This window comes from Aquimonas sp., assembly GCF_044377145.1.
Taxonomy (GTDB): domain Bacteria; phylum Pseudomonadota; class Gammaproteobacteria; order Xanthomonadales; family Xanthomonadaceae; genus Aquimonas.
Genome location: NZ_JBILJQ010000081.1, coordinates 1 through 21,813, shown reverse-complemented (window position 1 = coordinate 21,813; position 21,813 = coordinate 1). Strand labels below are relative to the sequence as shown.

Here is a 21,813-nt window from a genome sequence, read left to right as displayed (position 1 = left end):
CCGCCGGCAGCAGTAGCCCGGCGGGTGCGACATAGATCCGCCAGTCACCCATGCCCTGAGCTGGGTCTCGCCGCCACGGCTTGGCCACGTCGGCGGCGAAGTCGGCTCGGCTCACCTTCACCTCGCACACCACGCTTCGCCCTTGCCGCCAGCCGATCACGTCGGGCTGCTCGTGAGCGAACGTGACCAACTCGGTGGCAGTCACGCCGCAGCCGACAGTCTTAAGCCACCGCTTAGCGCGACGGCACAGCTCAGCATGCAGCGTACTGGCCATCACCGCCCCCTTCGGGCGTGGGACAACGAACGATCCATCGCGACGCGCACCGCGGCATCGCGCAGCAGGTAGCAGTCCGGGTTTCTGGGGTCGATGTAGTGCGGCCCGCAGCCAACCCCATCAAGCCGCACGCGACGCCAGCCGAAGGCCCAGAGGATCATGCGGTCCAGCACCGGGATGACCAGGTGGATCAGCGCACGTCGAATCACACCGCGCATGTCAGCACGTCTCCGCGCGATCGCGCACGGCCTCACCGGATCGCCTGATCGCCCTCCAGCCCGACGCCCCATCGGTAGCAAGCCCTGCGCGCTGCAGATGCCGCAACCATCGACCGCCGAGTAGCGCAGCTCCCTGCTGGCTGATTCGCTTCCCTGGACGCCGGGGCATGAAGACGCCTCGCTCAAGGAGAGCTCGACCGAAGACACTGATGTGCCGCACGGGCTCCAGATCGCGGAGCACGGCATGCAGGGTTTCGTTCGACACCATTACGAGTCCTCGGCGCGAGGTCGGGCAGCGATAAGCCCGTGAGCCCTGAACGTCTCAACGTCGCCAGGATCGGTGTGTTCGTGTCCACCCCCGGCATCAAATAGCTCCCGGATCGCTGGCGTCACCATCCCCTCATTTCGCAAAAGAAGGGCAACTGCGCAGTAGTAGCCGCTACTCCACTGTCGACCGTCCGCCGGTACTGCAGACCGATGCGCTTCTCTCTGCGCCTCGACGTCGATCTCGCCAGACGGCGCCTCCGGACAGATGATCCTCGTCCAATGGGTGTGGTATCCGGGCCAGTCGCTATCGCCTGGCGTGCCGACGTATGGCGCCTCGCTGATCGGGAAGCGCCACCACAGCACTTCACCGATGTCCTCGCGCCAGTCGGCCAGAGGCTGCGGGATCTTGGCCTCATGACCCGCCAGTGCGTCCGGGTGATGCTCGATGGTGTCAGCGTCCGGGTCGACGCACTTGTTCGCCGGGTCCAGCATCACGGCGCAACCCCAGACGACGCGCATCAGGCTGGCGCTTTCGGCAAGTTCCAGTAGGTGACCAAGAGCTCGAACGCATTGCTCCCGATCGTCGCTGTCGAAGCACTCAGTGCGATCCTCGTCCGTGTCCTTCGCGACTGCTTTGGGCATCGCCGGGTAGAAGCCCAGCATTCCCTCTATGGCGTTGGAGAGCTCCATCGCCATGCGCAGATCGTGCGTGCCCGCCTTCGCCATCTTCATGCCCATGGGTCTTCTTCATTGTTCGGCTTCTGGCCGATGCGCGGACCAATCCGGTAGGGCACCAGGTCGTGCGGCCCGTCCAGCACCTCCCCATCGGGGATCTCGTAGCTGGCCACCTCGGCGCCGGTGCGGCCGGCGCCGTTCTCAGGCGCCCACAGACGAGACCGGATCACCCGCAGCGCAAGATCCCTTAGCCGAAACAGGTGCCCTCGCGCTGAACCGCCCACCTCGCAACCCTCGCCGCTCGGGACATACTTGACCCGCACACGAACCTCGCTGTCGTGCATCACGCCCCTCCTTCGGGTGCAGCGATATATCACTGACGCTCCGCTTCTAAGTGCCCTCGCACCCACCGCAGCGCCAACGACACAGCCAAGCTGCCCAGGATCAACGGCCACACCGGGAGCGCCGCCAGAAAAGCTCCTACAGGGCCTGATGATGGATCAATCTGCACATTGAAGACCGCCAGGAACGCGGAAACGATCACCACCAACCCCAGCGCTACCTGCGTCAACAAAAGCCCAGACACCAGAATTCGCATCCTTCTTCTCCTCAGTCTTCCCTGTTGTGTTCGATTCGGCGAGAAGGTGAGAATCGCCACCGAGTTGAGTATGTCGTCCTCCCGGCGCCTTGCTTCGATATGGGAGGTCAGTTTTTCGTTTCTTGCGTTGTCGTCAAGGGGGCGACCGGCGAAGGATCCACTTCGTGGATCTCGATGATGTTGGTTGGGTGGACGGCCACGGTTAGCGTGGACTGGCGAGATGGATCAAACACTGCGGAATCCGTGTTGGCGCAACGTCCATAGACCACCAACGCCATTGCATGGTTGCGAGATAGCGCCATGACGCGGCGACGCATTCCATCAATGAGGATCACCTCGTACGGCTTGAGCGCGTGGTTTCCTTCTAACTGGTGCTCGGTGTTGTCACCCTCACACCCTCTCGCGCTTGTGCCTGATCGAGACTTGTAGAAGTAAAGGAACCCTGCGCCGGCCAAGACCCATAGGCACGCCTCAAACACATGCTCCGTTCCGGGCTCTAACAGAAAGTGGATGCCGAGACCGATCCCTGCCAGGAAGTAAACAGTCAGCAGAGTCTTCACACTTAGCCTGCGCCGGCAACGGTGGCGCGAAAGGCGAGATAGATCCAGCCGCTGATCATGCCGATACCCGGAATAGCAATGATGATGCTCGCCGTAGCCACCACCCCAACTCCCAGTGCGTCCAGTGTGTCGTCTTCAGTTCGCATCATGAACACCCAGTTCACGGCCAAGCCTGAGAGCAGCAGTACAACTGTCAATCCCACATGGACCTCGCGCAGGTACCGCACCAGCCACGGATGGTGGTTTGCGATGTACACAGCGACCTCGGGATGTTGTACGACGTGACTAAACAGCATTGCTGGGAGAATCGCGAAAAGGAGAGCTGCCATGCCTCCAATGTGTTTCAGGCCGTCCATTGCATACTCCAATTATGAGGTTTGGTGCAGACGTAGTCCGTTGTCGAGAACAAGGACGAGGTAGCCTGGCGTCCGCACCATGGTGAGGTCACCCGGATTTCAGCTTTCTCCAGGTTCGACATGACAGATTCCAGTGCGCCGACTCGCCATCGGAGCGCCACCGGCGAGCAGTTTGGGTGCGACGAGAGACCTTCCAGACGCAAACCTGACGGCCCAGAAAGATCAGCTCGAGCTTTACCTCGTACCAGCTCGATCCGATTTCCTTGCGTCCGATGATGACTTCCCCTACTCGCAGCCCAAGGTTCCGGGCTTGCTGTGCGGGTGTTCTTCCTACGACGACGTCGTTTGGCATCCTGGCTCCTCCACACTGCCTGCTTGGGCTGGGCGTCCCTGCCCAGAGTCGCTTTCCATACCGCCCACGGTAGTTGGCCGCTGCAGGATCCAGTGACGAAATGCCGCGTGTTTCGAGGACATATCCGACAGCCACGGCGGGGCATCCCTGCCCTTCCCTCTTCAGCGCCTTCCTGGCGTTCGCCCCATCCTGGAGCCCGAAGGTCGACCCGCCGCGCCACATCCATGTGGCTGAGCTTCCTGCCCCGGCGCCGGTCGGTCTCACCGCTTGAGATCCACCATGGGACAGGACGTCCCTGGGTCAAGTTGCGGCAAGTTGTGTGCGCCCCAGAGCTCCATTGCGTTCGCGCGGGATACAGTTCTCGCTTCGGCTCGGGGACGCAGCGATGCGGTGTGATCGCGTTGTTCTCAGCTCGACACGTTCGGCTGTTCGGCCGGCGGTGACTTGCCGGCGCTCCTTGCCTTACCCACATCCGCCGCGCTCCACGTTGCTTGCCGCGTTCAGTTCGCGCTCGTGTTCCGATCCGCAAACCGAACAGTGCCATCGAAAGCTCCATCGGCCCTCCAGGTCCCGCAGCCGGGCATGCACGTGTGCTCAAAAACTGCAGGCCTTGGTGACAGGGAAGTCTGGTCTTCGATGATCAGGACCTCGACGCGCTGCACGGCTGCAGAACTGGACTGATTCAAGTGATCGCGGCGCACATCGGCGTTCTGTGAGTGCACTCGGCCGATCCGCGGCTGCGTGTGCTGCCGTCATTTCAAGCAGTCCAGCCGCGTCCCCATTGGACAGGACTTCGTCGGATCGACGTAGTGGGCCTGCATATGCACGGCAAGCTGTCGGCGCTGGTAGCCGCGAGGCGGTCCAGTTCCACCTTGAACGGCGTGGCCGCGCCGATCACGCTGCTATCGCTTCAGGTGGCGGTCTGCCGCAGAACCACGTCGCTGCCCAGCCCGGTGCCATTTGCGGCGTGCAGGACCGCTATGCTCCCTTACAGTGAATGCATCCAGGAGCACCACAGCCGCACCCGCTCAGCCTCAAGGTGTGCATACGGCTACCAAGCTGCTTGATGGACTCGCGATGATGTTGCGGCCGTCAGTTTGCGCGTGGCGGCTTCTTCACTTCTTCGTCATAGGCCGGTTGTGCGCTTCAGCCGCGGTCAGAACACAACCGACAGCACCTTAACAAGCGCGGCGTCAGACTTTTGCAACATCACAGTCGAGACCGGCTATACGCCGGCCCGCGCGGACCGTGAGATTCTGCGCGCGCGGCTGTTGGCCAAGAGCTCGCAGTTTTCGGCTTGACGCTCTGCAGTGCCTTCGGCCGTGAGGTTGATGCACGTATATCTGCAAAGGATCGCGACGATTACGCCAAGAGCATCCGCTTAGATCAGCAAAGCTTTCTCAACGCGGGTGGTTCTTGGGATTCCGATCGTCTACATCCGCCCTTTATCGCTTGTGAGAATGGGGCGTCTTCAGCTGCGACCTGGCGAAAGGCTGGAATGCTGACCACGAGCGTCCTCGATGCGGGCCTCGCCGATCAGATCCTCAGCGATCGGGTCTGCAGGCTCGCCGTCGGAGCGGGCCGCGGCGTACCACCGCATGATCAGCTGCGCGACGTTGCCCTCGTCCGACCTGAAGAACAACGCAGGGTCGATGTTCGACGCCTCACAGATCCGGACGATGACCGCAGAATCAAATGACACGCAACCATCTGCATCCCGCGCCAAGCGCAAAGCCGAGAAAGGCATTCCTGTTGGAATCTGTATCTGGGCGCGCATGCTGTCCTCCACAACCTTGACGACCCAATCGGTGAGCCGCATGCCAGCGGCTCGGCTTGCGCGAACCCAGCGGCCCTTAAGATCCGCCGGCACCCGCAAGTGAACAAGAGCGTCATCCACAGGTGCTTTGTCCGGGGCAGGCGGGGCTACAGCAGGGGGTGAGAACGTCTTCATTGGATATTCTTCATGACCTATCGGCCCTTGTCGCATCCAGGAGGATGTCGCGTGCACGGGTCGGGACCGTCTGCCCGCGCTGGGCAGCCGCTTGGCGGAGCTGCTGGTACTCGTCTTGCGTCAGGCGAACCTTGACGATGACAGAGCGTGAGCGGTTGGCGGCCGGCGGGGGAACCAGCAGCACCAATTGTTCAGCAGGCGGTCGGACATAGCCGACGGCGAACACGCGACGAACGTCCGCAGAACTCAGTCGCTCTAGTGGGCGCAAAATGCTTTCGTGCTGGCCAGTCGCCGAATTCGTCTGCGCCACCATCACACCCTCGGTGAGTAGCCGCCGCTGTTCCCCAATCGGCAGCTCGGCGATCGCGCGCAGCAGCATTGCTTGACCAGCGCACCGAACCACGGCCTCAGGGTCTAGCCGTCCTTCAGCGATCAGCGGCAGATAGGACATCAGCCCGCTGCGCAGGTCGCTCAGATCCTCGCCCCGGTCCTCTAGTTCGCGCCAGATCGCTGCCAGGTGGCCGAGCGTTCGGGCGGTGACACCGATGGCCTGCGCGAGCTGAAGTCGCAGTTCGGCGGTGGGGATCGAAGTCAGGTCGCTCGGGTCGGCTTCCCTCGTCAAAATTTCATTCATCATTCGCCTCCATGCGGGCGACCAACGAGGTCGCGGACGTCATCAGATCGGCAAGTGCACGCCTCTGCCGGTGGCGTCTTGTCGCGGCTCGCAGAAGCTCATTCCACGCGGCGCGCTTTTTGGTCGTCATCGCTTCCAGCCAGCGTTCCCGGTACGCGCGAACCTGGTCACGGTTTTCAGCGTATCGCTCGCGGGCCGCTTCACGAATCTCGGCCCGAGCATTCTCGTCCCTGCGCCCTCGGCTGGCCTTCGCAGACAATCGCGCGGCTTCCCGCCATGCTGCCGCGCGAGCTGGGTCGGTGCGACGCACCAGCTCCCGCCAGCGTCGTCCACGTTCGGCATTGGCGGTCGGGTCGCGCAATGCGGCGGCAGCGGCAGCGGCAGCGTTGACGGCACGGCGATGTTCCAGTCGACACGCCTCAGCACCGCAGGTGGCAGTACTGCCTGCGATCAGATAGAGCGCGCCGCAGATTGAGCACTCGCGGCTGCGGCACGTCTCACACGAGCGCACAGCCCGCTTGTCGTCATCGCTGACCGACGAAAGTCGACGCGTTGGTACCACCGTTTCGCTACCGCAATCACAGCGGCACAGCCAGGCGCTTTCGCCGGTGCGCCACTTCGAGCGGGATTGAGCCACCAGCGCACCGAAGCGCCGACCGGTCAGATCTACGGGGCCGGGCATCAGTCACAACAGCTCAAGGCGTTTAGCCGCGGCCGCCACGCGCTCCCGGACGGTGCCGGCCCAGCCCTCGGACTCCACAGAGGCGTCAAGACGGTCGGCGCCCAGGGCTTCCTGCGCGAACTGCACGGTGATGCTCGATGCGGCCGCACGCGCCCGGGCGTAGTCGGTGGGCTGACCCTGCCACCACGCGCGGTGCGATTCGGAGTAGGTGTTGACCTGCCACTGATTTCCGAACCGGAGCAGCGAGACTTTGGTGCGTGCGTCGGTGATCGCGCTGGTGATGGACTTGGCCATGATGTTGCTCCTATCAGGATTCCCGGTTCCGCCGGGGCGGCAGCCAGTGCTTCGGCCGTATCTGTATTTTGCACTGAAATGCTACTGCCATAGTGCTGTCCGGCAAGCTACCTCCACTTCACGCCGCATTTCAGGTGTGGCAAGGGTACGGTTCTAGAAGATCGTTTCAAGAGTTACTGCCTCATGATCGCCGGCACGCCTTTGATAGTTGGCTTCCAATTGTTCGCGCGGGTACGTTGCTCTCGCCGAACGTAATGTGCCAGACGCATTGCAGCTTGTCCTCGGTTGCGCGAGCTGTGAGCGCAGTGCTCTCATGGTTCGAACACGGTGTCTCACACTCAGCTCAATCCCTTGCCGCTCGTCCCCATGAGACCCAGCACGTCTTCCGGCGACTTGCTGACCTGAGCCGACATTCGCAGGATGTTGTCCTGCATGCTCATGGGCTGTGCAAGCAAGTTGAAGTTGCGCGTCCGAATGGCGTTCGCGACCGGATGCCCTTCGCCATCGCTGAAAAGCAGCCGGCCTGTGATGGCGCCGCGCTTCCACCCTGTGACGTCACTGGCCAGTGTGAGCTGCTGATGGACCACGAGCCGCAGAGCGCTTGCGAGCAGTTCGCCGGCCTGACCGTCGAGTTTTCGGTCTGCGAGGGAGATCAAGCGGTAGATCGCCGCTTGGGGGGAAAGCGCATGCATGGTGGTCATGACAAGCAGTCCGTTGACGGCAGCCTGGATCAGTTCCGCCGCCGTCTCAGAATCACGCACTTCACCGACAAAGAGCATGTTGCCTCGCGTGGTAGGAAACGACCGCAGTGCGCCACGCATTGCTCCAGCCCAGCCGCGGTCGCGCTCGAACGGCGCGTCCCAGCTCACCGACGTCTGCCGCACCACGCCCTTGCCATAGGCGCCTTCAAGTGGCAGCTCGGCCGGATTCTCAACCGTCTGTCCATAGCCGCCGAACTTCTCGGCCCGGGTCCGCATCATCGCTGACGCGGCAGTGGTCTTACCCTGCCCCGCCTCTGCAGAGAAGATCACGAGGCCACCCGCGAGCAACGACTTCGACGCAAAGATGCCAGCCCACATGGGCGGGAACTTGAGATCCGTCAGCATCGGACATTGGAGGGGGATGTGCCGCAGATTCACCTCTGGGCCAGACTCCGTCATCTTGCGATGGGCTCGGTAGCGCCGGTCATCGAAGACCACGATGTAGTCGCTGTCCAAAGCTTGCGCATCGTCTTGCCACACCTGCGTGGCCAAGCGCGCCATCCATGGTTCCAGAGGCGTGTCGCGCACCCACAGAACATCCGGAGTGCCGGAGAAGCAGTAGACGCCCGACCCCGGGGTATTGGCCGGCCCGCCGTCGATCGGAATCGCAGGGATATAGATATCCGTGATCCTGTCGATCTGAGACTGGACGTCCTCGGATTCCATCAGAACTCCTGGGTTACAGGGTTTCGAACCGTACGGTGTTGGCTTGGGCACTGGTGCACCAGCCTGTAACCGTGGCGATGTTCAGCTGAGTCCCCTCGGCGGTCACGCGGCGGGTGATACCTGAAAGCGTCGGGCCTGAGCCCGTTCCCTGGCCGACTGCAACCCCTCGATAGTTTGTGCCAGCCTGCAGGATGAGGGATATGCACGCCTCTCGCGGAAGACCGTTGAACTGGATGAAGAACCCTGCGTCGGCAACCACCGCCACGCCATCCCAGCTGTTCGCGCCGACGAACAACTCACCGCCCCAGGCATGTGCCGCAGCCCAGTTGCCGGGAAGCGTTTCTCTCGCCATCGCGGCGGGTATGGCGCCCAGCTGCACGGCGGTACTCGTGTTGAGCCCTGTGTAGGATTCACGTACGCCGTAGTGGGTGCGAACTGTGGCATCGATCGAGGCGAGCAGGTTCAGGGCCTGGTTGATCGAATTCTGCTGCTGCCCACTCCGGGCGAGGGCCCCGACAAGGGCGAGGGCTGCCATCAGGAGGCCGATCGACACGAGCGCTTCGAGCAGCGTTAGGCCTTTCTGATGCGTCTTGGTTGGACGATTCTGATTCATGCTGCCACGATCCCCAATTGAATAAACACGTTCGCGCCGGTCCCACATTGAGCGTTGACCGCAGCAGCAATCCGATCCGCGCCGTAGATCACTGGACCTGGCTGTTTCAGTGTTTCGGAACCTATCCGGACGATGTCATAGGCTCGCTGCCCCATCTCCGCATAGGCCTGACACAGTCGAACCTGGGCCCCCGCTGAAGCGGGGCCAAGCTCAAAGGCAAAGATCACGGTATCGATTTCAGTCGGTGAGTAGAGACGCACCAGCCACGGCTCGATTGTTCTGTTGCGCGGCCCCTTGATCGGCTGCGCCATGTCCGGCGTGCGGAGTCGTACAGGCACGATGCCTGACGCGACAAGATGCGCCGATGTCATCTGGGAAACTGTCCCCACGTCCCGGACATGTCGCCCAATGTTCTGGGCCAATTCCTCCATGCCGGTGACATGCTCGCCATCCGACACGTTCTCTGCGATTCCGCCCACCCAGCTCAACATGACAGCGGTCGTGATCGCGATGAGCGCAACAAGCAGGACGATCTCAAGCAATGCGTATCCCTTTGCAGATGACGACCTAGTGCTCATAGATCCTCACGCGGCGCGGGGGTGCGCCACCCCGACACTCGAGATCGAGGGCGCTGTCGGTCAGCTGAAGTGGGTTGCTGGTGGAGCCGGCACCGCGCGCTGCGAGTCCGCTGAGACCTCCGACTTCCGTGGATCCCACGAAAACGCGACCAAATCGTTGGGCGGCCTGGCGCGCAACGTCGATGCACACCTCGGGAGCCTGGTACTCGACCCAGACACCTACGGCACCGTTGACGCTGAGCCGGTCTGGCGCGAAAGCCACGATGGCATCGTCAACGGCAACGCCGTTGCTGCCAACGTAGAGCGCAGGATCAATGCCGGCCCGCGTGCGAACGAGGGTAAAGTTCCCGCTCGCGCGCAAGGGCTGAGCGGCCTCAATGAGTGCTGCGCTTGTGCGCAGAATGTTCTTGCTCATCCCTTCTCGTTCGAACACACCCACTGCGGCAATCATGATCCCCGTGGTGATGGCAACGAACGCGACCACAAACAAGACCTCCAGGAGGCTCAACCCTTTTTGCCACCGAGGGTAAGGTATCAGGTGAAGGTCAGCCATAGATCGACTCCTCCGCCACGACACACAGAGGCGACGTAGTCCATGCCCCCGGGAACGTCCGTGGGATTGTCGCTATCGGAGAGCACAAACGACTGGCCCCGCGCAACGACATAGACCCTTCGCGCTTGCGCCTTGAAGGCCGCTGCCAAGCTGGAGCACAAGGAGGGGTTGCGCCCCAGGGAGAGCTTGATCTCAAACGCCGTGTTGGCTTCGTAGCCATCCGGCAGCTCGCCTGAGAGGACTGGATAGGCGCTCAGAACGCCGATGTCATCAAGACGCATGCCGTTGGCGGCGTCATCCCACGATGCATCGGACAGGCCTGCCGCGTTCGCGAGGGTCTTGGCGTCGACCTGATCATAGAAGGCAAACGGATGCGCTCCACGCACTGCCTGCGCCGCGCTTTGCACGACCCGCACAGCCTGAGCTTCGCGTTCAGCTGTGCTCGCTTTCGAGTACACGGAGGCCACAATTCCCAACGCCAGTCCCATGACGACAAACGCGCCCATCATTTCAACGAGCGAGTAACCTGCTTGACGCGTTGTCATGGTGCCTCCGAAGGAACGCGACCCCCGGGCAGCGTGCCCGGGGGTCTGTTGAATCACTGGATCAGTTGGTGACGAAGGCGATGGTGTTGCTGTCGTTGTTGCACGCGGTTGTAACGCTGCTGGTGGTCGGCACCACAGGGGTGGCAGCCCAGCGGTCCTTGACCGCCGTGCCCGCGGTGCCGCTGCAGACCACAGCGCCCGTGCCAACACCGATCCGGCCGAACGCTCCCGCGCTGCCATTGACCAGCGAGTTGCATTCTGAGCGGCCCACGTTTGTTACACAGATCGCCAACGCGTTGTTGCTTCCGCCCGCCACACCCGCCGCAGCGACCTGGAACTGTCCGCCAAACGGGTTGCTGATGGTGGTACCACTGGCCAGCCCATCGGGAACCTTGCCACTGTTGATCAGGACTTCCGTGGTTAGCCCCGTGTAGCGGCCGCCCTGCGACAGGGACTTCGCGCCGGTGACGAGCGCTAACATTGTCTTCTGAGCCTGGTCGGCCTGCTGCGACTGAGACGTCGTGGTGTAGACCTGGAACACGATGGCGAAGACCACCAGCGCGATGATGAACCCCAGTCCAAGTTCGACCAGCGTGAAGCCACGCTGCTTCTTCTTGTTGGGGATGTTGAGCTGCTTCATGTGTGATTCCTCATGGAGTTGTTGTTACGAGTTTCGGAAGGGACTGGCCTGCCGCCGATTCTGCTGCGTGGGCTTTTCTGCGCCCTGAGGCCTCTTTCTCAACGCTGTTTTCGACCTCTATTCAATATCGTGTTCTTCCCCCTGTTTTCATCGACCAGCACCCGCTACCCAGCGAGCGATAAGCAGCAGTAGCAGTCTCCAGACACCACGCATGCGAGGGCCTCCTCTACGAAGTACCGCCTGCGTCGATCCTGAGGACCATCTGCTCATAGGGACATGCTACGACCCCACTTTTTCGCCCACTTTCATTCGCTCCCGGATTTCCAAGAGATATTCAGCAGTCTCGCCTTGGTGCGCTTAGCCGTTCGGCACCATGCGAACCGTCGGCGCCCGCGTTGCGCTGCATGCCTCCACCACGTCTGCAGGTGTCAGCGTGCTGAAGAGGCGCGGCGTAGGGCCTGCGCGTTGTATCAGTACCTCGGTCCCAACCTCTACGGTCAGCATGTTTCGTCCCAGAGCCTGTATCAGCTCGGTACACGCTGCGGTCGGAACGCCCTGAATCGCGATCAGCGCCGCGTTAGGGCGCGTGGACTCGCCGAATGTGTAGTCAGTCACCTCCAGCGGCTCGAGCCAGGGGGTCAGTAGCGACACCCGGTCTTCCCCTATGAACTGATCCGGCACCACGCCGAGGTTGATCAGGGTCTCGCTCGTCAGACCGTCGTACGCGCGCGATGGAGCTGTCTTTGGCAGCTCCTTCATGAGGTCCGCGACGAAGTTGATCAGTGTGCGGGACCGCTCGGCTTCGTTCAGGCGCGAGAATTGCACCAGGATGAACGCCAAAACCACCGTGGCTAGCGCTACGCCCAGAACAATCTCGATCAAGGTCAGACCACGCTGTTGTCGTTTCAATGCACGCATCACAACGTCCCCTGCCTCGCCGCCGCCTGTATCGCCATGCCCACCGTTGTCATGGAGCTGTACATCCAGAGCAGCACGCCGGTGACCATCACCAAGATGACGCCGTTCATGATCTTGGCCTGGACACTGATGCGCTCGATCGCGTCTTCAATCGCGTAGCGCCCAAGATCCTTCATGGCCTCCTCAACCGTTCCAGAGTCGGTGTAGTCCTCGAGATCTTCTTGCACGGGCTTGCTGAAGAGCCCGGTGTCTGCAGCTGGACCCGGCGATTTGCCCGAGCGGAGGTTTTTGAGCCACTCGGCGAGGTGTCGTTGCAGCCACGGTGTCGCCATTCGACGCTGCATTTCAATCGCTTGATCCATCGACTGCCCAGATTCAAGGATTGCTGCGAGTGAGATGAGCACGCTCGATGCTTGGATTTCCCGGTAGATCGTCCAGGGCGGGATTGTGCAATCGAGGATCGCGCGCAGCTCACCCTTCCACGTAGGCAGCGTTCGCACGACCACGAAGACCCCACAACCGGCGAGTATCAGGGACAGAATTCCGTAGTGCCTAATGAACGAGGTGAGACCGTGGAAACCTCGCGCCATTGGCGGCCACTGATCAACGGGGAGCAAACCCTCCATGATCGGCAGCAGCTTGAAAGACGCCACATACAGAAGCACCGAAAGCAGCACTAGAAGCATTGTTGGATACGCAAGCGCGCCGAACACAGCGCCGCGGATTCGAGCTGCGGCGGTCGCAATGTACTCGGCGGTTCGAAACCCCTTGGACACGTTGCCGTTCGTCTCGCCGGCCGCGATCATCATCCGCTCTGCCGACGGGAGGTAGCCTTCCGACGCGGCTGAGAATGGGCGCCCGTTGTTCAGCTCGCCGATCCAGCGCCGCAGGATCAAGCGCTTGGCGTCGCCGTTCTTTTCGTTGCGTGCCCGCATGCGCTCGAGCACCTGCTTAATGTTCTGCTGACGCTCGGTCGCGCGTGCCAACTTGTTGTAGAAGCGGACACGCCCGCGGCCTGCAAAACCCGTAAGTCTGGCCCACTCGAACTGAGCCTCGTACACCTTCTCCTGAAAGAAGTCGTTCCATGAAGCGTCCCTAGATTTCATGCTCAGAAGGTCCTGATCTCTGTCCACTCCGGGTGGTTGCTGAGGACGAACTCACGATCCGCCTCGCGGTCGGGTAGGTCGTCAATGAGCCCCAGCTCATGTTCGATGTCGTCGGGTGAGACGAGCCCGAGCTCTGCCTTCGACATGGCGTGCTCCAAAGCCGTCTGTCCACAGATGGGCATGACATCGGGCTGCAGCCTTGCCAACCCGGCGCGCCAGTACGCGCGGGCCGTGAGCATGTCCGACTGGGTGATCAGCTGATTGATGGTTCGATCCGGGACCAACATCTCAGCCGCGACCGTGCGGGCGCTGACCCCCTGACCTTCACAGGCGGCGCACTCGCGATGGCGCCCCCGGAGAAAAATCCCCGCCGTCTTGTCTCCGAACGCACGCTCAATCCGAAGGACCTGATCTGCTGGGAGGAACTCCTTTCCCGCGTGCCACGGTTCTTTACAGGCCGGGCACAGTACGGGGATCAGGCGCTGAAAGATGATGCCGGCGATGAATTCACCCGACCCAAGCACCGAGCGTTTGATCCCCAGGTCCTCCAGGCGGTCGATCGCATCGAACGGGTTCCCGGCGTGGAGCGTCGACCACACCTTGTGGCCCGTCTGGATTGCTCGCTGCACGAGCTGCGCTGTGTCCTCGTCGCGGATTTCGCCGACCATGAGACCGTCAGGGTCGGTGCGCATCGCGCCCTTCAGCATGGTCTGAAAGGCACGCGCATCGTCGGCGCTGTTGCCCACACCCGTGCGCCGCACGACCGAGCTCTGCCGAGCGCCAGCAATCGCGTATTCCACGGGATCTTCAATCGTCCGGACCAGCCGCCGGCCACCGTGACGCCGGATGTATTTGGCCAGCAGGGTCTGCAGGGTGGTCGATTTACCGCTGCCGGTGGTGCCGACCATGATGATTCCGCCGACGGGCCGGCCCTGCATGCGCTCAAACGCGGCGATGTGTGCCGGGCTGTAGCCGAGCGAAGCAAGTGTTTGCTCTTGAGTGGACCGTCCCATCGAGAGCAGACGCATGGTGATGTCCCACCCATCCTGGACAGGCATGCTGGCCCAACGCGCTTTCAGCCGGTGGGAACCCCAGGACGCCTGCACCGTCCGCTCAAGCGCCGCGTCCTGTGGCACAGTTTTCTTGAAGGACTCGCCTTTCGAATCACCGATCGCCGCCCAGAACGATGCCTCGGAGAGTTGATCGGCCTCCTCCCGTCGCATTTGACTCTGAAGAATCAGATCTCCATGCACTCGGTAGAAGAGCAAACCGCGGTCTTCGTGGACTTGTAGATGAATGTCGCTCGCGTTCTTGTTCATCGCTGAAGTGAACCAACGATCCAAGATTCGCTCAGCGTCCGACGTCTCCATCTTGACGTAGGGTGCCGCATCGGGCTTGGCCCAGTCGGGTCGATAGAGCATCCGGATCAGATCGGCAGATGCTTCCAACATCACGTCGATTTCCCAGCCGGACTGCCGCGCCAGCTGCGCCGCGTCCTGTCGCGAACGGAGTGATGCAACCCGGTTGGTCCAAACCATGGCGCAGCGCTTGGGACCACCGGCTACCAGTTCGATCAGTGCCACGTCAGCACGCAGCGCTGCCGACAGTTCGCACGGCCCCTTCGTATCAGTGAGGGTCTGGCCATACGGCGGGAGTTCCGCGAGCTCACGGATGACCTTCAGATCCATGTGGCCGTTTCGCATCGTGCTCTCGCTCGCCGTATCCATCACAGCAACCATTGGGTCTGTTCTCTGCGCCGCAGCGCCTCGATTGTTGGATTCAGCGGCTGATCGCCGGCATCACCGCCGGCATCATGGGTTGCGCTGCGCTCGCCGGTAGCCGCACCTGTGTTGACTGGGCCTGCACAGGCCGCGTGCCCAACACCAGGCGCGTGCGTTCGCCCTTGGCGTTCTCGACTTCCGCGCCCGCAGCGTCCACTGAGACCAGCTTCCAGTCGGGAGTGATCCAGCGGCCGGATACCAATGCGACCCGCTGGCTGCCCCCAAGGTGGAATTCTGCCCGCAGGCCACGCGATCGAGAGCCAGAGACGCCGACAAGCATCGGAATGACGTTGGTGCCCAAACGCACACCTTCGGTTTGCCGGCGGGCTTCCTCAATCGCGGCTTGGGCCTGCTGCACCTGCAGGTTGGTGTTCGCAAGATCCAACACCCGCTTCAGATCCATCATTTCGCGTGTTGCGGGATCCAACGCCGAATAGTCCAGGCCAACATCCGCGGAGGCCATGGCTGGCAACGGGGACTGAGCTGCATTCGGCAGGGCATCTGACACCCCTGCCAAACTCTGTTGTTCTCGTTCAAGCTGCTCTTGCAGAGCCGCAGTTTCTTTGACCACTTGCTGCGTCGCAACGCCCGTGTCCGCTGCGGGAGCCCCGCCCGTGTCCACACCCGTCGGGGCTGCAGCTGCATCCTCCCATGGAGCCGAATCCACAGCAGGCTCATCCGCGAAGAAGCTTCGGAGTGTGTCTGGCGTGAGCGTCATGGCAGCATAGATGCCTCCCATGACCACGATCATGATCAGCATGATCACCACGCGCTTGTTCGACCCTGCATCAGAGCGCAGCTGCGACATAGGTTGTCTCCATTTCCCAGTTCCAATCGCCTGCGCCGGATGGCTGCAAGCCCAGTTTTCGTATCGTTGTGAAGGGCTCGACCATGCCCAGGTTTCCGAGCACCCCTAGACTTTGCCCGGAGATCCGAATTCCTCCGGTCGAGTAGCCCTTCTCGGGAGGCACTTGTATCCAGCGCTCGGGATGATCCGGCGTCGCGTCATGCTCAGGCGCCGCGAATCGGATTGGTCTTGCGGTGGGGGCAGTCACTGCCACCGTAGTTCCACGATTCACGTGTTGTAGGACCTCAAGGCGCGAGAAGGTACCGCTTTGGAGGGCTTGCAACCGGGGAAGCTGCGCGAGCGCAGCAGGTGTCCTAGCAACTGGCGTCGCCAGTTCAATACGTACAGACGCGGTTCCGGTGGTGCTGTCGGTCGTCGCCTCATGTCCGTTGTCCACCGCGACACTCAACAGCGACGCCGTCGGCTCAAATCCCGTCTGGCCCGTCGCAATCCGCAGGTTGAACAGTGCGGACGTGCCACTGGGGTCACATTCGACACGCTCAACGCGCCATCCGGCATAGCGGTCGCCCACCCTGCTCACGGTGCTTAGGCAGTTGCGGACGACAGTCATCGGCATAGGCGTTGCCGTGTCCTCCTGCAATGCTTGCTTCACCGCCTGAAGGGCCCGCACCTGTGCAAGCGTCCTCAGGCGCGCTGCTTCTGCCTCGCGGAGAATCGCCGCTTGCCGTTCCGCCTCCTGTCGAGCCGCTTCTACTCGTATCTCCCACGCAACGTATCCACCGTACGCCCCCGCGAGCGCGACCACGGCGCCAATCATGACGGCAATGGTTCGAGGCTTCAGACCCACCAGCTGCCTGATCTCAGCTTCCGGGGGTGGAGTGCTGCTATCGAAGAGATCATCGACGCTTTTTCGATGGACGTACCCTTCGCTGGCTAGCCGGGACAACGCCTTGGTGTCGATCGCTCGATCGCCAACGAGATAGATCGCCGGTGGGTCGCGTTCCCCACCCGTTAACACCAATGACAAAAGTTCTTGGGTCTCCTCCTCCACGCGCTCAACAGCGCGACCATGGGAGACGACCTCGTCGGCCAGCACTTCGCCGCGCTCCGCGCGACAAATCCACCACACGCTGTCGCCCAAGTACACCATTGCCAGCGTCGTTGACTGGGCTCGTTCCGCCAGCCACTGCGCACCTGAGTAGATCGGCCCCTTGATCCCGCTTCCTGCCAAGAGTCCCAAGCGGACCGCGCCATCGTCACGGGGCTTCAGTACACCAAATCTTGCACCGTTCTTCCGCGCCTCCTGCCGCGCCCAGATGCGTGGCAGTACGTCGTCTGTGGACAGTAACTTCCAGTTCAACCCATAGTGGAGCGCGTGTCGACCGACCACACGACGGACGCCGCTTTCCATCAGTTCACCACGTTGGCGGTAACGACAACGACGAGCACCGTCCGGCGACGCTCTCCTGTGCTTCCACCACCGGCCGCCTGGAACTTCGGCGTGCCGATACCGCGCTGGTCGTAGCGGACGCGATCTTGCTCGAATCCACTCAGGATCATCGTTCCGCCGCTTGGTATTTTCACGCGCTGCAGCGTCTGTCGCGTGTCGATCTGCGGCGCTTCAAGGCGCTCGTTCTGGGAGCCGACCACGCGCAGATCTCGCAGCTGATTCAGGTTCAACTGCAGCTGCAGCAGGATGTCGTTGTTGCCGATCACAAGCGGTAGCGCAGTTATTGAAGCACCATCGGACACGGTGCCAAGCTCAGTGCTGACCTGGGCCTGCTGATCATTCAAAGCGATGATGGAGCGGCGCGCCAGGTAGGAGGTCTCCGCACCGACTTGCACCGGTGCTGGCTGGCCACTCAGCGTGTTGATGACCTGACTGGTTTCGATGGACACCCGCCCCTGTCGCGACAGGGCGTTTACAAGCGCCGATGTCCCAGCGTAGTTGTCGGTGGGGTCGACGATTGACAGCTCGACTGTGTTCGATCCCTCCAGAGCTGTCGCTGCGATGTTGCCTACAGCGGCGTACCGGCCGCTGAGGCTTTCCCACACGAGGTTCCAGTCGATGCCGTAACTCTCGCCGGTGTTGAGCTCGATTGATAGGACCTCAACCTTCATCCTCACCTGACGCGTCACACGCTCATTGACCTGGGCGACGTACGCTTCCACGCGGTCCAGCACCGCTGCTTCATCGGTGACGGTTACGGTGCCCAGTGCTGCCGACTTCGCGATCAGGCCCTTCGGCCCCAGCATCTGCTCGATGGCATCCGCAGCGGCAGAGAAGACATTGATCTCCGCATCGGTTGTCGTCGTGTTTCCGCCTTGCAGGGTGCTCTGTGCTCCCCCGCTACCGCCACCACCACCACCACTACCCCCGCCGCCTGAGCCAGCACCGCCACCCGCGGACTGGTTGCTAATCGTCGCGTTTATCGTCGACGCACCGGGAAGGGCGTGAATTGCCCACGTTCGCGTGTCGCGGTGAAACAGCGTGATCGTCCCGGCATCCTGCCTCCAGCCGTTGCCCGTCCTGACAGCGATCAGGTCTAGGAATCCTCTGAGAGCGCCTTCGTACTGAATGACGAAGGCGGCGATGTTCGTCGCGCCTGATGGGTTGGATGGGTACGCGATCCCGCCAGATCCACCCTGCTGCGCCGCCGCTTCTTCCGCTGCAAGGAAGGCGGTGCCTGGGTCGTACACCGCTTGGGCTGCGGCCTCTGCGGCGTCGGCAGTGATCCGCACGGGCACGCCGTACTCGGTCGTGATGAACTCGGCCAATCCGTTGAGCGTGACGGGGTAAATTCGGTTGAAGTTGACGTGCTCATCGAGACGCGCATCCAGGGTTGTCGGATCGCGCCGGGTGAAGCCCGCACCGCCGATGTAGATTTCGTTGCTGATCTCGAAGTAGGGCTCCGAAATCGTTTCGTGCGCCGTTCTGACATCATCGATCCGCTGCTCCGCGCCACCGACTCGGGATTCGATATCGCGCTGGCCCGGCGTCGCGCATCCCGCCAGAACTGTGAGTCCGCACGCAGCTGCGAGGATTCCACTGCGACGCATCACGTCGCATCTCCCGCTGCATCGGTGACTTCGATGACCTGGTTGGCGTACACGGTCGCCTTGATGCCCGGATTGCTGCGCCAGGCTGCGCGCATCACCTGACGAGCCGCGTCCACGAAGCTGGTGCCGACGGGAAATGTCACCGCCGCTTCGATCGGATAGTCACGCTTCGTGTTCCAGATGAGCTTGTAGCCCGCATGTTCAGACCAGCGCTGAAGAGCGTCGCGGAGGGTGTCACCCGGTCGTAATGTCCACTCATGCGCCTCCTGCATCAGGTAGGCGCTCAACTCCGGCGACAACGGGGCCACATCGGGTGAAGCGATCGCTTGGTCCGCAACGGGCGTCTCAGCTGCGAGTGCCGTTGCGAGCACATCGAGGTCAACGGTTTGAGCGCCCGCAGGGGCGCTGAGCAGCAGGGCCGTAGCCAAAGCCGCTCCACCTGCCTTACGTGTCATCGGTGGATCTCCTGGTGGATGGCGCCACTGTAGAGGCGGGGCTTGGACCCCACTTACGGAATGCCCCTGTTTTCTGGGGGATTTCCGACAGTCTCTTCTACTGAGGGCGATGCGGTGCCATCCGGATAGATGCCATCTTGGCGTGATGGCCTCGCAGGGCGTCCCCTTCCCCGCTGAGCCAGTGTTCCTTAGTCGAGGCAAGCTGAGCGGCTCACTGCATACCTGCGGTGCCGTCAGCATCACAATTCCGGACGTATGTCGGATGTTCCGTGCTTTGCAAGCCCGTGCGTCGACGACGGCTGCGGATCTGTCGCGGTTCGGCATACCCGGAATCGAGAGTCTAACTGGCGGTGTGCCCAGCGTCATCGACCTGCTTTGACGTCTCAGTCCTCCCGAGCCATCGCGCGCGGTCCGTCCCGCTCGCCGGCTCGGGGACGCCACGGTGCAGCGTGATGGCCACGTTCGACCTGCGACGTGTTTGGTTGTTCGGCCGGCGGAGAACTGCCGAGCCGCGCTCGCGGACTCTCCCTGCGCGTCAGTTCGGGCGCTCCTCGCCCTACCCCCATCCGGGGCCGTGTTCGTTTCTCCGGAACCTGTAGCCAGTAGCCGTAGGCCCTCACGCTCAATGTTGATCGCCGCGTTCAGATCGCGGTCGAGTTCCGACCCGCAGGCCGGACAGGTCCAGCGACTGTCCTGCAGCCGAAGCCCTGCGTGGATGTGTCCGCATCCACTGCAGGTCTTGCTGCTCGGAAACCAGCGATCGACCTTCACCACGACCCGGCCGTGCCACGCCGCCTTGTAGTTCAGCTGGCGGCCGAGTTCGCCCAGGCCCGCGTCGGCGACGCCGCGGCGAAAACCGCGGTGCAGGCTGCGGCCCATTGGGGCTATGGCCAGGTCTTCGAGAATCAGGATCTCGGCGTGCTGCACGGCCGCCGCGTTGATCTGGTGCAGGTGATTGCGGCGCACATCGGCGATCTGCGCGTGGAGGCGCCCGATCTGCTGCTGCGTGCGCTGCCGGCGCTTCGAAAAATCCAGCCGCGTGCCCTTGGGGCATCGCTGCTTTGGATCGAGGCCCTGCGCCTGCATCTGTGCCGCCAGCTGCCGGCTCTGCCGGCGCTGGTACCGGCGCAGCTTGGCCAGCTTCACCTTGAGCGGCTTGGCCGCGGTGAACACTCGGCCGTCGCTGCAGGTCGCGGTCTGGCGTAGGCCGAGGTCGATGCCGAGCGCGTCGCGCTCAGCGGGCCGGGCTTCGGGACGCGGCACACCATCGGCGGTGAAAGTGGCGAACCAGCGGCCGGCGCTGTCACAGCGCACGGTCACGGAGCGCAGGCGCCCCTCCATTGCTTCGGTGCGCCGAAAGCGCACGCGGCCCAGCCCGTCGATCTGCACCTCGGGGCGCTCGCCCAACATCACCTGCTGTCGGCGCTGATCGAGCGTGAAGCGGGCGCTGTTGACCGTGCCGAAGCGCTTGCGCCGCGGCGGCCGCGCGCGGCCGGCGAAGAAGTTCTTCTTCGCCCGGTCGAAGTCGCGCAGCGTCTGATTGAACGGCTATCGCGGCAGATCGGCGAGCCAGGCAGTGTCAGGCTCACGCTTCAACGCCGTGAGTGCCGCCGACCAAGCGGTGACGCCGCTGCGCTGCCCCGAAGCCCGCAGCGCGCGATCCAACTTCAGCGCCCAGTTCCAGAGGAACCGCCGGGCTCCGAACAGGCGGCGCAGCGTGCGCGCCTGGTCCGCGGTCGGCGACAGCCGCACGCGGTAGGCGCGCTCCAAGGTAGTCGGGGGTGCGTCTTCGGACATGCCAACAGCTCAGCACGACGATGCGGGTTGTCAAATTGCGCGCGCTGGGTCGCACGGGCTGAGACACAGCGGCTACAGCCGCCGGACCCCCGCCTCGCTGGCCGTGATCGCCGGGATGGCTGCTCGGCCGTCGGCGCACCGACACACTCCGATTCGGCTCAAGCCGGCGGGGGCGTCGCCGTCCATGGCTCCTTCACGGCTCTCCCCGCGTATGCAGCAGGTGCTGGTGCCGTTGCCAAACCGCTTTTGCCGCGGTGCGCAGCGCGGCTGCCGAACACGTCGCGTTTTGCACGTTTCCGGTGGCCGCGCGTCTGCTCAAAGGGCGCTCGGAGCAGATCGGCCGGCCAGGCTGTGTCTGCCTCGTGCTTGTGCACGGTGAACCCAGCGGATCAGGTGGTGGTGTGGCTGCGCTCCCCGACCGCGCGCCGCGTCGCACGCATAGCGTCACAGCGCTTGACGCAACCGGCAACCAGTCTCCCTGCCCGCGTTCGCCGGAGACGGATCCATAGCAGGGGCGAACTCGGTCCGAAATCGCTCACGTCGTCGGGGTCGTCCCCGTCCTTGACTCGTTCAACGGATATTGAGGGCTGCGGCCTCGGTGATCACTTCGCGGACCGCCGTGGTGATGGCCGCTTGCAGGCCCAACTTCTCGTGAATCGAGCGTCGTGAAC

General features: G+C 62.8%; 24 protein-coding genes and 2 pseudogenes. All 26 read right to left on the bottom strand.

All coding sequences use genetic code 11. The features are described from left to right. A pseudogene (locus tag ACIQ7H_RS18865) lies at positions 1 to 274 on the bottom strand (hypothetical protein); the annotation flags it as partial. Next, a complete protein-coding gene (locus tag ACIQ7H_RS18860; protein ID WP_395794411.1) occupies positions 274 to 492 on the bottom strand; it encodes a hypothetical protein in 219 nt (72 codons plus the stop codon). The pseudogene ACIQ7H_RS18865 and the gene ACIQ7H_RS18860, both read right to left, overlap by 1 nt. 267 nt (positions 493 to 759) lie before the next feature. Then, positions 760 to 1,497: a hypothetical protein gene (locus ACIQ7H_RS18855; protein WP_395794409.1), complete on the bottom strand. Its 738-nt coding sequence runs from the start codon at positions 1,495 to 1,497 to the stop codon at positions 760 to 762. Continuing rightward, entirely contained in the window at positions 1,488 to 1,778 is a 291-nt protein-coding gene (locus tag ACIQ7H_RS18850; protein ID WP_395794407.1) for a hypothetical protein, read from the bottom strand. Before ACIQ7H_RS18850 ends, ACIQ7H_RS18855 begins: the two co-directional genes overlap by 10 nt. Positions 1,779 to 1,807: 29 nt before the next feature. Next, entirely contained in the window at positions 1,808 to 2,032 is a 225-nt protein-coding gene (locus tag ACIQ7H_RS18845) for a hypothetical protein (protein WP_395794405.1), read from the bottom strand. A gap of 107 nt (positions 2,033 to 2,139) precedes the next feature. Next, complete coding sequence (locus ACIQ7H_RS18840) at positions 2,140 to 2,592, bottom strand: hypothetical protein (RefSeq protein ID WP_395794403.1); 453 nt, start codon at positions 2,590 to 2,592, stop codon at positions 2,140 to 2,142. A 2-nt stretch (positions 2,593 to 2,594) separates the two neighbouring features. Beyond that, positions 2,595 to 2,948 carry a hypothetical protein gene (locus ACIQ7H_RS18835; protein ID WP_395794401.1) on the bottom strand — a complete coding sequence of 118 codons (354 nt, stop codon included), beginning with the start codon at positions 2,946 to 2,948 and terminating at the stop codon, positions 2,595 to 2,597. A gap of 1,823 nt (positions 2,949 to 4,771) precedes the next feature. Then, the gene (locus ACIQ7H_RS18830; RefSeq protein WP_395794399.1) at positions 4,772 to 5,119 is read right to left on the bottom strand and encodes a hypothetical protein; all 348 of its coding nucleotides are present in this window, start codon (positions 5,117 to 5,119) and stop codon (positions 4,772 to 4,774) included. A 142-nt stretch (positions 5,120 to 5,261) separates the two neighbouring features. Beyond that, positions 5,262 to 5,885 carry a hypothetical protein gene (locus ACIQ7H_RS18825; RefSeq protein WP_395794397.1) on the bottom strand — a complete coding sequence of 208 codons (624 nt, stop codon included), beginning with the start codon at positions 5,883 to 5,885 and terminating at the stop codon, positions 5,262 to 5,264. Continuing rightward, positions 5,878 to 6,567 carry a hypothetical protein gene (locus ACIQ7H_RS18820; protein WP_395794395.1) on the bottom strand — a complete coding sequence of 230 codons (690 nt, stop codon included), beginning with the start codon at positions 6,565 to 6,567 and terminating at the stop codon, positions 5,878 to 5,880. The genes ACIQ7H_RS18825 and ACIQ7H_RS18820 overlap by 8 nt, the downstream gene beginning before the upstream one ends. A 3-nt stretch (positions 6,568 to 6,570) precedes the next feature. Beyond that, positions 6,571 to 6,861, bottom strand: a complete 291-nt coding sequence (locus tag ACIQ7H_RS18815) for a hypothetical protein (RefSeq protein WP_395794393.1) — start codon at positions 6,859 to 6,861, stop codon at positions 6,571 to 6,573. Positions 6,862 to 7,199: 338 nt separating this feature from the next. Then, positions 7,200 to 8,288, bottom strand: coding sequence for an ATPase, T2SS/T4P/T4SS family (locus ACIQ7H_RS18810; protein ID WP_395794391.1), 1,089 nt, complete (start codon positions 8,286 to 8,288; stop codon positions 7,200 to 7,202). Positions 8,289 to 8,301: 13 nt separating this feature from the next. Next, positions 8,302 to 8,901, bottom strand: coding sequence for a type 4 pilus major pilin (locus ACIQ7H_RS18805; RefSeq protein ID WP_395794389.1), 600 nt, complete (start codon positions 8,899 to 8,901; stop codon positions 8,302 to 8,304). After that, positions 8,898 to 9,443 (bottom strand): hypothetical protein, encoded by a 546-nt coding sequence (locus ACIQ7H_RS18800; RefSeq protein WP_395794387.1) that lies wholly within the window; start codon positions 9,441 to 9,443, stop codon positions 8,898 to 8,900. The genes ACIQ7H_RS18805 and ACIQ7H_RS18800 overlap by 4 nt, the downstream gene beginning before the upstream one ends. A 25-nt stretch (positions 9,444 to 9,468) precedes the next feature. After that, a complete protein-coding gene (locus ACIQ7H_RS18795) occupies positions 9,469 to 10,032 on the bottom strand; it encodes a hypothetical protein (RefSeq protein WP_395794385.1) in 564 nt (187 codons plus the stop codon). Then, positions 10,014 to 10,577, bottom strand: a complete 564-nt coding sequence (locus tag ACIQ7H_RS18790; RefSeq protein WP_395794383.1) for a Tfp pilus assembly protein FimT/FimU — start codon at positions 10,575 to 10,577, stop codon at positions 10,014 to 10,016. The genes ACIQ7H_RS18795 and ACIQ7H_RS18790 overlap by 19 nt, the downstream gene beginning before the upstream one ends. Before the next feature lie 61 nt (positions 10,578 to 10,638). Further along, positions 10,639 to 11,217, bottom strand: coding sequence for a type 4 pilus major pilin (locus ACIQ7H_RS18785; RefSeq protein WP_395794381.1), 579 nt, complete (start codon positions 11,215 to 11,217; stop codon positions 10,639 to 10,641). 357 nt (positions 11,218 to 11,574) lie between these two features. After that, entirely contained in the window at positions 11,575 to 12,135 is a 561-nt protein-coding gene (locus ACIQ7H_RS18780) for a type 4 pilus major pilin (protein ID WP_395794380.1), read from the bottom strand. Continuing rightward, positions 12,135 to 13,241, bottom strand: a complete 1,107-nt coding sequence (locus tag ACIQ7H_RS18775) for a type II secretion system F family protein (RefSeq protein WP_395794377.1) — start codon at positions 13,239 to 13,241, stop codon at positions 12,135 to 12,137. The genes ACIQ7H_RS18780 and ACIQ7H_RS18775 overlap by 1 nt, the downstream gene beginning before the upstream one ends. A gap of 2 nt (positions 13,242 to 13,243) precedes the next feature. Beyond that, entirely contained in the window at positions 13,244 to 14,929 is a 1,686-nt protein-coding gene (locus ACIQ7H_RS18770) for a GspE/PulE family protein (RefSeq protein ID WP_395794375.1), read from the bottom strand. 91 nt (positions 14,930 to 15,020) lie between these two features. Further along, positions 15,021 to 15,830, bottom strand: coding sequence for a hypothetical protein (locus ACIQ7H_RS18765; protein WP_395794373.1), 810 nt, complete (start codon positions 15,828 to 15,830; stop codon positions 15,021 to 15,023). Continuing rightward, on the bottom strand, positions 15,811 to 17,241 hold the full coding sequence (gene pilO2, locus ACIQ7H_RS18760; protein WP_395794371.1) for a type 4b pilus protein PilO2: 1,431 nt from the start codon (positions 17,239 to 17,241) through the stop codon (positions 15,811 to 15,813). Before pilO2 ends, ACIQ7H_RS18765 begins: the two co-directional genes overlap by 20 nt. Then, positions 17,241 to 18,890 carry a PilN family type IVB pilus formation outer membrane protein gene (locus tag ACIQ7H_RS18755; RefSeq protein WP_395794413.1) on the bottom strand — a complete coding sequence of 550 codons (1,650 nt, stop codon included), beginning with the start codon at positions 18,888 to 18,890 and terminating at the stop codon, positions 17,241 to 17,243. The genes pilO2 and ACIQ7H_RS18755 overlap by 1 nt, the downstream gene beginning before the upstream one ends. Then, a complete protein-coding gene (locus tag ACIQ7H_RS18750) occupies positions 18,890 to 19,318 on the bottom strand; it encodes a toxin co-regulated pilus biosynthesis Q family protein (protein WP_395794369.1) in 429 nt (142 codons plus the stop codon). Before ACIQ7H_RS18750 ends, ACIQ7H_RS18755 begins: the two co-directional genes overlap by 1 nt. A 705-nt stretch (positions 19,319 to 20,023) precedes the next feature. Continuing rightward, a pseudogene (locus tag ACIQ7H_RS18745) lies at positions 20,024 to 20,878 on the bottom strand (RNA-guided endonuclease InsQ/TnpB family protein); the annotation flags it as partial. A 15-nt stretch (positions 20,879 to 20,893) separates the two neighbouring features. Then, complete coding sequence (locus ACIQ7H_RS18740) at positions 20,894 to 21,142, bottom strand: helix-turn-helix domain-containing protein (RefSeq protein ID WP_395794367.1); 249 nt, start codon at positions 21,140 to 21,142, stop codon at positions 20,894 to 20,896. Between the last annotated feature and the right edge of the window lie 671 nt (positions 21,143 to 21,813).

Excerpts from the sequence above, each read along its gene's own strand:
- ACIQ7H_RS18860 (WP_395794411.1), bottom strand. The coding sequence starts at position 492 with ATGCGCGGTGTGATTCGACGTGCGCTGATCCACCTGGTCATCCCGGTG.
- ACIQ7H_RS18855 (WP_395794409.1), bottom strand. The coding sequence starts at position 1,497 with ATGGGCATGAAGATGGCGAAGGCGGGCACGCACGATCTGCGCATGGCG.
- ACIQ7H_RS18850 (WP_395794407.1), bottom strand. The coding sequence starts at position 1,778 with ATGCACGACAGCGAGGTTCGTGTGCGGGTCAAGTATGTCCCGAGCGGC.
- ACIQ7H_RS18845 (WP_395794405.1), bottom strand. The coding sequence starts at position 2,032 with ATGCGAATTCTGGTGTCTGGGCTTTTGTTGACGCAGGTAGCGCTGGGG.
- ACIQ7H_RS18835 (WP_395794401.1), bottom strand. The coding sequence starts at position 2,948 with ATGGACGGCCTGAAACACATTGGAGGCATGGCAGCTCTCCTTTTCGCG.
- ACIQ7H_RS18830 (WP_395794399.1), bottom strand. The coding sequence starts at position 5,119 with ATGCGGCTCACCGATTGGGTCGTCAAGGTTGTGGAGGACAGCATGCGC.
- ACIQ7H_RS18825 (WP_395794397.1), bottom strand. The coding sequence starts at position 5,885 with ATGAATGAAATTTTGACGAGGGAAGCCGACCCGAGCGACCTGACTTCG.
- ACIQ7H_RS18820 (WP_395794395.1), bottom strand. The coding sequence starts at position 6,567 with ATGCCCGGCCCCGTAGATCTGACCGGTCGGCGCTTCGGTGCGCTGGTG.
- ACIQ7H_RS18815 (WP_395794393.1), bottom strand. The coding sequence starts at position 6,861 with ATGGCCAAGTCCATCACCAGCGCGATCACCGACGCACGCACCAAAGTC.
- ACIQ7H_RS18810 (WP_395794391.1), bottom strand. The coding sequence starts at position 8,288 with ATGGAATCCGAGGACGTCCAGTCTCAGATCGACAGGATCACGGATATC.
- ACIQ7H_RS18805 (WP_395794389.1), bottom strand. The coding sequence starts at position 8,901 with ATGAATCAGAATCGTCCAACCAAGACGCATCAGAAAGGCCTAACGCTG.
- ACIQ7H_RS18795 (WP_395794385.1), bottom strand. The coding sequence starts at position 10,032 with ATGGCTGACCTTCACCTGATACCTTACCCTCGGTGGCAAAAAGGGTTG.
- ACIQ7H_RS18790 (WP_395794383.1), bottom strand. The coding sequence starts at position 10,577 with ATGACAACGCGTCAAGCAGGTTACTCGCTCGTTGAAATGATGGGCGCG.
- ACIQ7H_RS18785 (WP_395794381.1), bottom strand. The coding sequence starts at position 11,217 with ATGAAGCAGCTCAACATCCCCAACAAGAAGAAGCAGCGTGGCTTCACG.
- ACIQ7H_RS18780 (WP_395794380.1), bottom strand. The coding sequence starts at position 12,135 with ATGCGTGCATTGAAACGACAACAGCGTGGTCTGACCTTGATCGAGATT.
- ACIQ7H_RS18775 (WP_395794377.1), bottom strand. The coding sequence starts at position 13,241 with ATGAAATCTAGGGACGCTTCATGGAACGACTTCTTTCAGGAGAAGGTG.
- ACIQ7H_RS18770 (WP_395794375.1), bottom strand. The coding sequence starts at position 14,929 with ATGGATCTGAAGGTCATCCGTGAGCTCGCGGAACTCCCGCCGTATGGC.
- ACIQ7H_RS18765 (WP_395794373.1), bottom strand. The coding sequence starts at position 15,830 with ATGTCGCAGCTGCGCTCTGATGCAGGGTCGAACAAGCGCGTGGTGATC.
- pilO2 (WP_395794371.1), bottom strand. The coding sequence starts at position 17,241 with ATGGAAAGCGGCGTCCGTCGTGTGGTCGGTCGACACGCGCTCCACTAT.
- ACIQ7H_RS18755 (WP_395794413.1), bottom strand. The coding sequence starts at position 18,890 with ATGCGTCGCAGTGGAATCCTCGCAGCTGCGTGCGGACTCACAGTTCTG.
- ACIQ7H_RS18740 (WP_395794367.1), bottom strand. The coding sequence starts at position 21,142 with ATGTCCGAAGACGCACCCCCGACTACCTTGGAGCGCGCCTACCGCGTG.